The sequence below is a fragment of the Enterobacter sp. S-33 genome, from assembly GCF_028735835.1.
Taxonomy (GTDB): domain Bacteria; phylum Pseudomonadota; class Gammaproteobacteria; order Enterobacterales; family Enterobacteriaceae; genus Enterobacter; species Enterobacter vonholyi.
The window spans coordinates 2,969,092-2,982,007 of the sequence record NZ_CP117838.1 but is presented as its reverse complement, the minus strand read 5'-3'; the positions used below and the strand labels follow the sequence as shown (position 1 = coordinate 2,982,007).

Genomic DNA, 12,916 nt, shown 5'->3' with positions numbered 1-12,916 from the left:
TTGACCCTGATTGTGTGTGTCAGTACTCGGTGGTTTTTGCTAAGGATTTAAAAACCTGACTGTTCTCCGGGCTGGTGGTGCTTCGCCAGTGGATAACGCCAGGGGTGGTAGCCAGTTCAAACGGCTCGTCGCCGTGCGCGCGATTCAGAATTCGCGCCGCACGCCAGGCCATAAGGCTGAGCTGGGGTTCGGCAATGCCGAGACGGTGCATCCCGGCATTCACGGCAAACAGGCGGTTGCTCTGCGGGCCGTCCCATTCGAGGGTGAAATCGTTGTTGATGCAGAAGGCTTCGTCCGTATCCAGATGCAGGCGGTGAGACAGCGGCGCGAGGAACGCAGGCTGCACGGCGCGATAGCCGGTGGCGAAGATCGTCACGTCGCTCTCCAGCTGCTCGCGGCCGCCGTCGAGGTGATGCTGTATGCTCAGGCGCTGGCCGTTTTCCAGGCGCGTCAGGGCCGTCACCGAGCGGGACGGCATCAGGTGCGCCCAGGGTTTTTCACGCAGCACTTCAAAGCGGTGGTACATGGCGCGGTAAATCGCCAGCAGGGACTCGGTGGTGATGCCGTCGGAGGTCATCTTCTGCTCGTGAAGCATTTGGCGACGCGCCTCTGCACCGAGCGTAGAGAAGCTGTCCACGTACTCCGGCGTGAAATACTCGTTAGCAAAGGCGGCTTCATCCAGCGCGTTGTAGTTGTTGCGGCGCGAGACCCAGTTCAGGCTCAGCGGCTGGCCCCATTCGCCACGGAAAATATTCAGGAACAGGTCGGCGCCGCTCTGGCCGCCGCCGACGACGGTAACGCGCTTGCCCGTAAGGTCCGGCGTGCGCAGCATCATCTCGCTGGCGTGGAAGCAGGTATCGTCCTGAGTCGTGACGCAGTCCGGCAGGTTGATCTGTTTGCCAATCCCCACGCAGACGTGGCGCGCCAGGAAGCGGTCGCGCTGGGTCACCACCTCAAACAGGCCGCTTTTCTCATCAAAGCTCACCTGCTGCACCTGCTGGCTGAAGGCGAGGTTGGTGAGGTTGTCTGCCGCCCAGCACAGGTAGTCCGCAAACTCTTCCCGCGAAACGGTGCGCTGTTCGGTGGTCAGGAAGCGGTAGAACTTTTTGCGCTGCACCAGGTAGTTCAGGAAGCTGTGGCGGTTGGTCGGCTCAACGGCGCTGACCAGATCCTTCAGGAAGCTGGTCTGCATGTGGCAGTCCGGCACCATCATTCCCGGGTGCCAGGAGAAGTGTGGTTTACGCTCGAGGAACAGCGAGCTAAAGCCGTCCAGCCCTTCCGCCAGCGCGGCGACGCTGAGGTTAAAAGGGCCGATACCAATGCCGATGAAATCATAGGTTTTCATTGCGCTGACTCCCTGGAGGCCAGAAAAAGAGGGTTGTCTAGGTCGGTGACGTAGTTCGGCAGCATGCGGCTGCCGCCGTCGTATTCGGAGAAGGTCAGTTTGACCGGGTTGAGGATCACGCGAATAATCTGCGGCTTGAAGAGATCGAATTTGGCGAAGCGTTCCGCAAGCTCGGGGTGCGCGGCCATATAGCGGTGCAGAACCCCGGCGAGGATCTGATAGAAACGCGTTTCGCTGACGCCGCTTTGCAGCGTGAGACGCGAGATAAAGCGCAGCACCGTCACAAAGTTGCCGGTTTGCAGATCGTGGATGATGTAATCCGCGCTCAGGCGCGCCGTGACGGCCTTCACCTGTTCCGGCAGGCTCTGGGCCTGCGGGAAATCTTCCTCCACCAGGCGCATATCGCCCTGGAAATCCTTCAGCAGGATGCGCTGCGGAATGTAGTCCTTCATCACCAGCGTCACGTTCTGCCCGTGGGCGATCAGCGCCACGCCGTAGCGGCAGAGCAGGTGATAGAACGGGATCACCGTTGCCTCAAACAGCTTTTCCAGCCACGCTTCGGCGCTTAACCCCGAGCGTTTAATCCACGCGTCGATCAGCGGGCGCCCGTCGTTGTCGGTTTCCATTAGCGCCGCCAGCAGCACCGCCTGTTCGCCGTCCTGAAGATAGCAGGATGGGTTCTCGCGCCAGATCACCCCCAGCATCTCCTGATAGCGGTACGGCGCTTTCGGCAGCGCCGCATAGCCCGGATGCGACAGGTATCCGGCGGCGGGTTCGCCAAGCACCTGTGCGCCAGAGCGGGCAAGCGTAGCGTCGGCGACAAACTGCTGCTGCAGCCAGCGCGAGGCCAGCGGCCCGGCGGCAATGTACTTGCCCGGAATACCGCGATAGCAGGAGGTGTTGTAGATCGTCAGCGGAAGCTTAATGTCAAACGGCGCGCGACGGCTGGCGTTGGTGAGCGTGCGCAGGGATTGCTGCGCCAGGTACTCATCGCCAAACTCGCCCAGCTCAACCATCTCACCGCGCGCCAGCTGCGGCAGGAAATGAATGGCAATCTTCTGCTGCCACTGCCACGGGTGCAGCGGCACCGGCAGCCAGCTCTCGTCGAGGCCCAGCGCCTGCCAGCGGGCGTCAAAGCGGGCGCGCTCGGCGTTGTCCATGGCGCTCGCCAGCAGGGCGCTGATATCGCAATCGGCGTCGCTGCTCCAGACCAGATGCTCCCGCTGAACGGCAACCCAGTGCAGACGAAAACGTCCGCGGTACTCAGGCGCGTACTGGCGCAGCGCGTCCAGCCCCCAGCCGCGGCGACCTTTGTTGAAAATAAACTTCGGGTGACCGCGCATCAGACACTGTAATTCGTCCGGATCGAGGTGGATCAGCGCGTCCGCATCCAGCGCGTCACGCGCCTGCAGCAGCTGCATGTCGCCGCGCAGCGTGGCGTAGAGGTCCTCCATGTGCTCTGCCGTTTGCGCGTCGCTCATCTCCAGCACCGTCGCCAGCTGCAGCAGCGCGCTCTCCGCCTCCACGGCGGCACCGCTGGCGGTGGTCAGGCTGTCCGGGTCGATATGCAGCCAGCCCCAGATCCCGCGCGTGGCGCAAAACTGCCAGGACGCGTTGCCCATGGCGATGCGCCAGCCGTCCGACGAAACCGGCTCGGCGCGCAGGGTGCGCTCGTATTCCAGCTCGGCGAGGATCTTCGCCACCATCTCGCGGTTCACTTTTTCCCAGAGCGCGTTCACAGGCCCACCTCGCTGAAGAAGCGGTGACGCTGGCTCATAATGAGGCGCGAGCGTTTATGCGGGAAGTCGAACTCTTTCACCGTGTCAAAACCGGCAGAGGAAAGGTGACGGAACAGGCGCTGGTTGTCGAAGCGCGGCTCGGCCACGATGCGCGCGGTGCGCGGTTCGTCGAGATACAGATAGTGGCTCAGACCGCGCAGCCAGCTGCGGATGTACTGCGCGCCGCGCCAGTTCTCTTCCCCCACCAGCATGTGTAGCCCGCGGTCAAACGGCTGCCAGCGGTAGTGGCGGCCAATGCGGTCTTCCGGTGCCCAGTAGAGTTCAAAATAGCCAAACGGTTGATCGTCGAAGCTGCCAATAACCGGGTAGCAGTAGGGCGAGTCGAGCTGACGGCGCAGGTAGTTTTCCTGCTCGGCCTGCGGGCCCGCCATCTCCCAGAAGGCGTTCACGCGCGGGTTATTCATCCAGCGGGTAAAACGCTCGCCGTCCAGCGCCACGTCGGCCACGCGGAAGCTGAGGGTACGCTTAATTTGCGGATCGTAACGGCGATACACCTCACCCTGCGGGCGGCGAGGGCGCAGCGGGAAGTACAGTTGACGGCTCTCGTCAAACTGCATTCCGCCGCTCGCCTGCGGGCGTTCGCCCTTCAGCCACAGCGGCAATTGCCAGAAGGCGTCGCGCGCCAGATAATCACCGTGGGCCAGGCCAAACAGCGCCTGCGCCTGGGGTTCATCCTGCCAGTCCGCCCACGGCAACGTAATGCCGGTCAGCGCGGGGGCGGCCACAAAAAGCTGATCCAGGGCTTCCACCAGCCAGCCGTCCGGGATCCCCTTCAGACGCTCCAGCACCGCGCTGCCGTCGAGACCCAACGCCAGCGGCAGGGCGCGATCCGTTGCGGTGCAGTGAAAGCCGTAGCCGGAATGGACGATATTCGCGATAGCCATCACGCCTTCTCCTTGTAGAACGGGTTGCTAAAGTCGAAATAGATCACCGCCGGATCGGCGATGGTGTTTTCATTGCGATCGTGCAGGTAGCAGAAGAAGTTGCCTTTGCAGTTCCAGGTCGGGCTGTCGAGCACGTAGTCGAGGCAGCGGGTCTGCTTCGCCGTGCGGCGCAGTTCTGCCAGCGCGTCGCGCACCCGGGACATCAGGCTCTCTTCGCTGTCGAAACCGGCGGCGGCGAGGGCGGCGGTGACGGCAAGGGTAGAATTCAGCAGCAGGTAGTAAGGGAAGTAGCGCAGCAGCTGGCTCTCGCCAAAGCGGTTTTCCACCTCAGTTTCGCCCGCCTCTTTCAGCCACGCGTCGGCGCTTTCGGTCCACGCGCTGCCCTGGCAGTCGCGGTAGATCAGCCCGACCGGGAAATCCTGCTGCATCTCAACGAGGATATTTTGCTGGTGCGCCAGCAGGACCAGACCGTAGTCCGCCTCGGCGCTGAACAGCGGAAGCAATACGCGGTCGCAGTAGGCGTTCAGCCAGCAGCGGGCGGCCTGGGCGAGCGGGAGATCAAGACGCTGGCTCAGACGGCGCACCGCCGCGGCCAGCAGGCTGTCGCCGCCGTCCGGCGCGGCCTGCGTCAGGCTCACCAGCACGTTGGTCTGGGTGTCTGGCGTATCGAACAGCAGATTAACGCGCAGGGCCATCAGGCTCTCTTCCTGAATAGCGCCGTTGTCATCGCGCAGTCCTGCCCAGCCGTCTTCCTGCATCACGCGCATGGTCGGGTAGCGCGCCTGTAATTCCTGCCAGCGTTCCGTTTTTGCCAGACGCGCCAGGCGCATGCCGCGCTTCACCTCTTTCACCGACAGCGTGCGCACGGAGTTGGTCAGGCGCACGCTGAGAGAGAACTTAATCATGTCGCTGTTGGTTTCGCTGTAAAGCGAGCGTGACGAGCTGGTGGGCAGCCACTGCGCGCCCGCTTCACCCAGGTCCTGCAGTGAACCGTTTTCTGCCAGACGCTGGCACCAGTCCTGCTCCAGCAGATAGTCGGCCTGCCACGGATGCATGGGCAGCAGCCAGCGGGTGTCGGTGAAATGGCCGAGCAGCTCGGGCGCGCTCTGGGCCGCAAAGCGCAGCAGACGTTCGCGCAGGGAGACGTTCAGGCTGTCGCCAGCAACGAGCGTGCTCTCAACGGCAAACCAGCGCAGCGGGAAGCGGGAGGCGAAATCGGGCAGGTAGCGGCGCGCCTCGGCTTCGTTGAACGGCTCGTGCGACTTTGGTGCCGGGTGAAACGCGTGGCCGACCAGCAGCGCCTGTTCCGCGTCGGCAAACGTCAGCGGCTTATCGCGCAGTGTTGCCCAGTTGTGGCGTAAATCAATCGCCTGCCAGGTGTGGGCATGGCTTTCGAGAACGCGCTGCTTAAAACGCGCCAGCGTATCGGCATCCAGCGAGCCTTTTACGGACGGTTTTTCAAGAATTAAATCAACCAGTTGAGAGAATGTGACGGCGTCACCGTTATCACTCTTGCTATGAATCAGCGTTGCCGGGAAACGGTACTGATGGTGCTGGGTGGGAGAGAAATAGCGTACCGGTACCCGAAGCGCCTGGGTTTGGGAAAGCGGGATATGGATCTCAGATAGCGCATCCGCATCGGTAGCGGGGAGATAGCGCCAGTCCTTCGTTTCGCGCAACAGGGCGTTTAAAAAACACTGGGCTGCAACGTCTGTACCGGCGGCGCGGAGCAGAGTACGCATAGATGTACCTCATTCCATGATTGATAATAATTCTCGTTATGATATTCATTCTGTTTACAGTCGCAACCATTTTTGCAATATTTGTTTTCATAAACTTCATAATTTCCACACATTTATTGACACTATGTTCACATTCTCATGCGCGCTGACTCTGAAATATTGACCGAAAACGTCACCTCAAAAGCCAACTGGCCCCTGGCGTTATGTGCGGGTTTATTAGGTATCGGGCAAAACGGCCTGCTGGTGATGCTCCCGCAGCTGGTGAACCTGACCGGGCTGTCGCTCTCGGTCTGGGCCGGACTGTTGATGTTTGGATCCATGCTTTTTTTACCCGCATCGCCCTGGTGGGGGCGTCAAAGCGAGCGAAAGGGCTGTAAGTACGTGATGCTCGCCTCGCTGGGCGGCTATCTGGCCAGTTTTGTCGTGATGGCGCTGATGGTCTGGGCGATGGCGGCCGGAAGGCTGGATGCGGTCTGGGGGCTGGCGGGGCTTATTTTCTCGCGCCTGCTCTACGGACTGACGGTCTCGGGGCTGGTGCCTGCGGCCCAGACGTGGGCGATTCAGCGTGCGGGACTGGAGAAAAGAATGGCGGCGCTGGCGACGATAAGCTCCGGCCTCAGCTGCGGGCGTTTGCTCGGCCCGCCGCTGGCGGCGCTGATGCTCAGCGTTAATCCGGTGGCGCCGCTCTGGCTGATGGCGGTTGCGCCGCTTATCGCTCTGCTGCTGGTGCTTCGCGAAGTCGCTGACCCGCCGCTGCCGCCGGTAGCCCATCAGGCAACCCGCCTGCAGGCCTCCATGCTGCCGTTCCTGCTGCTGGCGCTGCTGCTGGCGGCGCTGGTGAGCCTGATGCAGATTGGCCTGTCACCGCATCTTAGCCCGTTGCTGGACGGTAACGCCCGGGAGATCAGCCATCATGTCGCGCTTCTGCTGAGCGTGGCCGCGCTGGCCACGCTCGCGGCACAGTTTCTGGTGGTCCGCCCGCAGCATTTCAGCCCGGTGACATTGCTTTGCATCGCGGCGGTGCTGATGGTGGCCGGGCTTGGGCTGATGTCTGTCGCCGGTTTAGCGCTGTTCTACGTGGGGATTGTTATCACGTCACTCGGGGCGGCGATGGCCACGCCGGGCTACCAGCTGCTGCTGAACGATCGGCTGACCACGGGGAAAGGGGCGGGCGTCATCGCCACCAGCCACACGTTAGGCTACGGCGTCAGCGCGCTGATTGTGCCGGTCGTGACGCGCTTTTACGGGGAGCAGTCTTTAACGGTGGCCGCGTGGGGAATGGCATTGCTGTTTTTAGCCCTGAGCATAGGGGTATGGTCAACCGAGCGTACCCCTGCTGAAAAAGCTTAATGGACCTGGCGGGACGAATACCCGCCGGACGCTTCATTCTGCCGCAGGCGCTGTAGCGGATCCTGCTGATAAAACTGGCAGAAACGTTGCCAGAGGGCCGGGAAACGGGGCGCGAAGAGCTCGGGCGCGCTGAAGAAGTACTCGGAGAGCACCGCAAAGCACTCTGCCGGGTCGGTTGCCGCATAGGCGTCAATGCTGGCCGCGCTTTCGCCCACCAGGTCTATTTCATCCTGGATGTTATCCATCGCCGCGTGCAGGTCGTGCTCCCAGCCCGCGACCTCGCGAAGCGGGATCCGCGGGACGCCGCTGGCGCGATCGCCGTTGCGGGTATCCAGCTTGTGCGCCACTTCATGGATAATCAGATTAAAACCGGAGGCGTCGAACGAGTCCTGAATATCGAGCCAGTTGAGGATAATCGGCCCTTGCTGCCAGCTTTGTCCGGACTGCACCACGCGCTGGTTATGCACCAGCCCGATATCGTCCTGCCATTCGTCATCCACCACGAAAGGTGCGGGATAGATAAGCACTTCGTGGAAACCGTCCAGCCACTCAATGCCGAGCTCAAGCACCGGAAGACAGAAAAGCAGGGCGATGCGGGCGTTTTTAAGCGGATCCAGCTCGAAACCCTGCAGTGGAACCAGGCGTTTTTGCTGTAAAAAACGATCCGCAAGCTGAACCAGTTTCGCTTGTTCATCCGGCTTAAGATTAGCCAGAACAGGGATTGTCAGCGCGTCATTCCATGGCAGCGCCATATCCCGGCCAGCTTCATTCGTTTTCCAGGGCCACTTTATCATCGCTTTGCTCGCAAACTCGTTACTTGAACAAAAATGGGAAAGTCAGGTTCGGTTAAGATGCCAGAAAATCGCGCACTGCGACAATTCCAGCCTGAATAAACTATCATTCGTACGTAGCGGTGGGTAGCGGTTTGCGGGCATCACCTTCATTTTGTGAAGTCTGTCGTAGCCTTCATCCACAGGTTCAGTGAAAAAATCAGTACGGTATTGAAAAGATGAGCGATTTCAAAGGTAACAAGCAGGACCTGCCCAGTCGGCTGTGTGTGCACTGCCAGCGACCCATGACGTGGCGCAAGAAATGGGCGAAATGCTGGAATGAGGTTAAATACTGTTCCGAGCGCTGTCGCAGGAGCCACCGTTGACCGAGCTGCGTCTGATCCTGGGCGATCAGCTTAATCCGCATCACAGCTGGTTTGATACCTGCAGTCCGAACGTCATTTACGTGATGCTGGAACTCCGGGCAGAAACCGCCTATGTGCTTCATCACGCCCAGAAAGTTATCGCTATCTTCGCCGCCATGCGCGCGTTTGCCTCTGCATTAAAGGAGAAGGGGCATCGGATGAGGTATGTCCGGCTCTCTGACGGCTCTAACCGCGGCGCGCTGGAAGACAATCTCAACGCGCTTGTCGCACATTACGGCGCGGGTAGGGTGATATGGCAGGAGCCCGACGAATGGCGTCTGGATACGCAGCTGCAGGCGTGGGCGAAGACGGCCTCCGTTGAAACGGCCTGCGTCAGCAGCGAGCATTTTTTCACCACGCGGGAACAGGTCAGCGCGTTCTTTGCAACGCGCAAAAGCTGGCGAATGGAGTACTTTTACCGGGAAATGCGTCGTCAGCACGGCATGCTTTTGACATCAGAAGGCGAGCCGGAAGGGGGGAAATGGAACTTCGATGCTGAAAACCGCAAGCGCTGGTCCGGCGAGCCGCCCGCGCCGGGCGACTCGCGTCCCGGCCACGATTATTCAGCCTTATGGGCGGAGATCCAACGCTGTGGGGTAAAGACCTTCGGCGAACCGCAGGCCGACAATTTTCGCTGGCCGCTTAACCGTTCGGAAGCCAAAGCCAGGCTTGAGGAATTTATCACTCACGTGCTCCCCCATTTTGGCGCCTGGCAGGACGCGATGCACGCGGAGGAACCTTTTCTTTTCCACTCGTTAATTTCATTCGCGCTAAACACCAAAATGCTTAATCCGCGGGAAGTGGTCGCAGCCGCCCAGCAGGCATGGCGTTCGGGCCATGCGCCGCTGCCCGCCGTTGAAGGGTTTATCCGACAAATTCTCGGCTGGCGGGAGTACGTGCGTGGGATTTACTGGTCGCAGATGCCGGGCTATCGGGATCTGAATGCCTTAGACCAGCACGCTCCGCTGCCGGACTGGTTCTGGACCGGCAGGACGCAGATGCGCTGCCTGTCACATGCTATTGGGCAGTCGCTCACCGAGGCTTACGCCCACCATATCCAGCGCCTGATGGTCATCGGCAACTTTAGCCTGCTAAGCGGCCTGTCGCCGCAGGCGGTTCATGAATGGTATCTGGGGGTCTATATTGATGCCTTTGAATGGGTGGAGCTGCCCAACACCCTCGGCATGAGCCAGTTTGGCGATGGCGGCTTACTGGCGAGTAAACCCTACGTCTCGAGCGCGTCATATATTCATAAGATGAGTAATTACTGTCAGGGGTGCCGGTATCAACATAACCAGCGCACTGGGGAGCTGGCGTGCCCCTTTAATGCCCTTTACTGGGATTTCTTTGCGCGCAATCAGGCGCGTCTGGGTAACAATCCCCGCCTGGGCATTGTCTTTAAACAGCTTGCGGACATGAAGGAAGAGGAGCGGCAGGCCATTGCTGACCGCGCAGGGTATGTTCGCCTGCATCTCAACGACCTCTGACCTATTTCATCGCCGTACAGGTTGCGGTGGTTCAGTAAGACGCTATTATTTTTGACTTTGTTGCGTATTCCCTGACAGGACATCCAGACGCTATGCCCGTGAATTTTGACCTTAACGATCTTTATGCTTTCAGAGCGTTAGTGGAATACGGTAACTTCCGTGTCGCTGCTGAATCTATCTGCTTATCCCAGTCGGCGCTGAGCCGCAGGATTGAAAAGCTGGAAGCCGCGCTGGGAAACCGGCTGTTCGATCGTACCACCCGCCGCGTGGCCTTAACGTTATACGGGCAAAACTTTGCCGAGCGCTCCGCGCAGCTGCTCGACAACGTTGAGTCAATGCTCGCGGATGTCGATAAGGCCAGCGAAGAGCGGACGGGGCTGATCACGGTTGCCACGGTACCGTCCGCCGCCTGTTACTTTATGCCTGATGTGATCCGTCGTTTTCAGTCTCGCTATCCGCGCGTTCGCATTAAGCTCATCGACAGCAGCGCGGGGAATGTGATTGACGCCGTGGCCCGAAGCCAGGCGGATTTTGGTATCTGCTTCGCAGGAAACCTGCCGTCTGAAATCGAATTTTTCCCGCTGGTGGAGGATGTCTACGTCGCGGCGTGCAGAAAGGATCATCCGCTGGCGCAGAAGAGTCACCTGACGTGGCAGGCATTTTATCAGCAGGATTATATCTCTCTCGATAAAACGTCAGGTAACCGCAATCTGCTCGATCGGATGCTGGGGGATATCGTTCCCGAGCGGCCCAGCGTCTGCGAAACACGTCACGTTACCACGATGCTCGGTATGGTTGAGGCGGGGATCGGCATCGCTGCCGTTCCCGCCATGTCGATGCCGACCTCAGAGCACACGCTGCTGACGCATCTGCCGCTGGTGGCGCCGGAAGTGAAACGCACCGTGGGGCTTATCCGGCGCCGGGGGCGCATCCAGTCTTATATCGCGGCTGAACTGGAAAAGCAGATCACCGAGCAGTATCGCCGGACGTAACGGGGATCATCCCCGTCTTCTCGATGACGGCGCGTGAGGGCGGTGAGGCAAGATAGGTCAACAGCGCTTTCCCCTCCGCGGGATGTTCTGCATGGCGGGTAACCGCGCCCGCGAAGCGCGTGATGTATTGCAGATTATCCGGGATTTTACCAATAAAGGTGACGCCCTGAACGGGCAGCAGCTCGCTAACCTGCTGGAAGCCCACGGCGTATTTTCCTTTCGCCACTTCAGAGGCGACCGGGATACGCTCGACCTTTGTCGCTTTACCCGCCACTTCTTTTTCAATCCCCAGCTTTTTGAACAACGTCTGGCTGACGTACCTGCCGCTGGCGCTGTCAGAGTAGGCGATGGAGCTGGCCTGCAGCAGCGTTTCACGCAGTTTCGCATCGCTGCTGATATCAGGGACATCCGCACCTTTTTTCACCACCATGCCAACGGGAGAGTCCGCGAGTTCAGTTCGCGAACCCGGTTGGGTCTGGCTGGCCTTTTCGAGCTTCTCCAGCGCATCGCCCACCATAATCACCACGTCGGCCTTCTCGCCGCGCGCCAGGCGGTTTGGGATGGCCTGCGGCGTAGCGCCCATTGAGGGGCCGGGGATGATCACGATTTTATCCCCGGTCTGGCGTTCATATTCCGGAGCCAGTTTTTCAAGGGCGGCTTTGAAGCCACCTGAGATCATGACCTTTACGTCCTGGGCAAAGGCATTGACGCTCAGGAACATCAGCACCAGCGCGCTGGCGGTATAGCGATAAGTGCGTTTCATACTGCCCCCTGTGACTTGACGGTGTTTTGCAGCGATACCGCACGGCGGCGGTAGAGGTAGAGCGTGGCCAGCAGGGCACACACCGCGGCGAAGCTCATCCAGTAGCCAGGCGAAGCTTTGTCACCGGTGTATTCAATCAGCGCGGTGGACATCACCGGGGTAAAGCCGCCAAAAACCGCCGTTGCCAGGCTGTAAGCCAGCGAGAAGCCCGCCACGCGCACTTCGGCAGGCATGATCTCCGTCAGGGCCGGGATCATCGCGCCGTTATACAGGCCGTAGAGGAAGGAGAGCCACAGCAGCACGCTCAGCATCATGGAGAAGCTGGGGGCACTCGCCAGCAGCGTCAGGGCCGGGTAGCTGGTCGCCAGCGCCAGCAGGGTCATGGCAATCAGCACCGGCTTGCGGCCGAAACGATCCGACAGGGCACCGCCCACCGGCAGCCAGATGAAGTTAGAAACCGCCACCAGCAGCGTGACCAGCAGGCTGTCCGACGCGCTCAGCATCAGCACTTTTTTGCCAAAGGTGGGAGCGTAGACGGTGATCAGGTAGAACGCGGTGGTGGTCATCGCTACCATCAGCATGCCCGCGACCACCACCTGCCAGTTGCCAAGCAGCGTTTTAAAGACCTGACGCATCTCCAGATGCTGGCGACGCGCGCTGAACTCTTCCGTCTCTTCCAGCTTGCGGCGCAGGAAGAAGATAAACGGCACGATTAAACAGCCGAACAAGAACGGGATGCGCCAGCCCCATTCGCGAATGGCGCTCTCCGCCATCAGGGCATTCAGCGCAAAGCCCATCGCCGCGGCGACCATAATGGCGACCTGCTGGCTACCGGACTGCCAGCTGGTGTAAAAACCCTTGCGGCCCGGCGTGGCGATTTCAGCCAGATAGACCGACACGCCTCCAAGCTCCGCGCCGGCGGAAAAGCCCTGCAGCAGACGGCCCGTCAGCACAAGCAGCGGCGCCCACAGACCAATGCTTTGATAAGAGGGGATAAGCACGATCAGAAACGTCCCCGCCGCCATGATGGACAGCGTGACGATCAGTCCCTTTCTGCGCCCCACCTTGTCGATATAGGCGCCAAGCACGATGGCCCCGATGGGACGCATCAAAAAGCCCGCGCCGAAGACGGCGAAGGTCATCATCAGCGACGCAAATTCACTGCTTGCCGGGAAGAACGTGTGGGCGATATAGGTGGCATAGAAGCCGAACAGAAAGAAATCGAATTGCTCAAGAAAGTTGCCGGACGTGACGCGAAGTATCGCGCCCGCCTTCGAACGTACGGTTGCAGGTGAGGTTGAGGAAAACATGGTTATCTCCAGTTTTATTGTTGACGTTTTACGCGTCTGTTTCTGAAAA

General features: G+C 60.2%; 11 protein-coding genes. 4 read left to right on the top strand and 7 right to left on the bottom strand.

Translation table 11 applies throughout. From position 1 onward, the window contains the following. Positions 1 to 19 precede the first annotated feature (19 nt). Genes PUP35_RS14185 through PUP35_RS14170 form a run of 4 tightly spaced genes read right to left on the bottom strand, consistent with a single transcriptional unit; the run spans position 20 to position 5,770 of the window. Positions 20 to 1,345: a lysine N(6)-hydroxylase/L-ornithine N(5)-oxygenase family protein gene (locus tag PUP35_RS14185; RefSeq protein WP_271369460.1), complete on the bottom strand. Its 1,326-nt coding sequence runs from the start codon at positions 1,343 to 1,345 to the stop codon at positions 20 to 22. Next, complete coding sequence (gene iucC / locus PUP35_RS14180; RefSeq protein WP_274240312.1) at positions 1,342 to 3,084, bottom strand: aerobactin synthase IucC; 1,743 nt, start codon at positions 3,082 to 3,084, stop codon at positions 1,342 to 1,344. Before iucC ends, PUP35_RS14185 begins: the two co-directional genes overlap by 4 nt. After that, positions 3,081 to 4,028, bottom strand: a complete 948-nt coding sequence (locus PUP35_RS14175) for a GNAT family N-acetyltransferase (RefSeq protein ID WP_274240311.1) — start codon at positions 4,026 to 4,028, stop codon at positions 3,081 to 3,083. The genes iucC and PUP35_RS14175 overlap by 4 nt, the downstream gene beginning before the upstream one ends. Further along, positions 4,028 to 5,770, bottom strand: coding sequence for an IucA/IucC family protein (locus tag PUP35_RS14170; protein ID WP_274240310.1), 1,743 nt, complete (start codon positions 5,768 to 5,770; stop codon positions 4,028 to 4,030). Before PUP35_RS14170 ends, PUP35_RS14175 begins: the two co-directional genes overlap by 1 nt. A gap of 138 nt (positions 5,771 to 5,908) precedes the next feature. Here PUP35_RS14170 and PUP35_RS14165 point away from each other — a divergent pair, with 138 nt between their 5' ends. Next, positions 5,909 to 7,120, top strand: a complete 1,212-nt coding sequence (locus PUP35_RS14165) for an MFS transporter (protein WP_274240309.1) — start codon at positions 5,909 to 5,911, stop codon at positions 7,118 to 7,120. Here the strand turns inward: PUP35_RS14165 and mtfA are convergent. Then, complete coding sequence (mtfA, locus tag PUP35_RS14160; protein WP_274240308.1) at positions 7,117 to 7,914, bottom strand: DgsA anti-repressor MtfA; 798 nt, start codon at positions 7,912 to 7,914, stop codon at positions 7,117 to 7,119. The genes PUP35_RS14165 and mtfA overlap by 4 nt on opposite strands. 215 nt (positions 7,915 to 8,129) lie before the next feature. Here mtfA and PUP35_RS14155 point away from each other — a divergent pair, with 215 nt between their 5' ends. The 3 genes from PUP35_RS14155 (at position 8,130) to PUP35_RS14145 (ending at position 10,794) form a co-directional block, all read left to right on the top strand. Then, positions 8,130 to 8,276, top strand: a complete 147-nt coding sequence (locus PUP35_RS14155) for a DUF2256 domain-containing protein (RefSeq protein ID WP_071530926.1) — start codon at positions 8,130 to 8,132, stop codon at positions 8,274 to 8,276. After that, positions 8,273 to 9,802, top strand: a complete 1,530-nt coding sequence (locus tag PUP35_RS14150) for a cryptochrome/photolyase family protein (protein WP_274240307.1) — start codon at positions 8,273 to 8,275, stop codon at positions 9,800 to 9,802. The genes PUP35_RS14155 and PUP35_RS14150 overlap by 4 nt, the downstream gene beginning before the upstream one ends. 92 nt (positions 9,803 to 9,894) lie before the next feature. Continuing rightward, positions 9,895 to 10,794: a LysR family transcriptional regulator gene (locus PUP35_RS14145; protein ID WP_111966038.1), complete on the top strand. Its 900-nt coding sequence runs from the start codon at positions 9,895 to 9,897 to the stop codon at positions 10,792 to 10,794. On the opposite strand, the gene PUP35_RS14140 is transcribed toward PUP35_RS14145, so the two are convergent. Together PUP35_RS14140 and PUP35_RS14135 are read right to left on the bottom strand one after the other, a co-directional pair. Further along, complete coding sequence (locus PUP35_RS14140; RefSeq protein WP_274240306.1) at positions 10,769 to 11,557, bottom strand: substrate-binding domain-containing protein; 789 nt, start codon at positions 11,555 to 11,557, stop codon at positions 10,769 to 10,771. The genes PUP35_RS14145 and PUP35_RS14140 overlap by 26 nt on opposite strands. Further along, positions 11,554 to 12,867: an MFS transporter gene (locus PUP35_RS14135; protein ID WP_127731546.1), complete on the bottom strand. Its 1,314-nt coding sequence runs from the start codon at positions 12,865 to 12,867 to the stop codon at positions 11,554 to 11,556. Before PUP35_RS14135 ends, PUP35_RS14140 begins: the two co-directional genes overlap by 4 nt. Between the last annotated feature and the right edge of the window lie 49 nt (positions 12,868 to 12,916).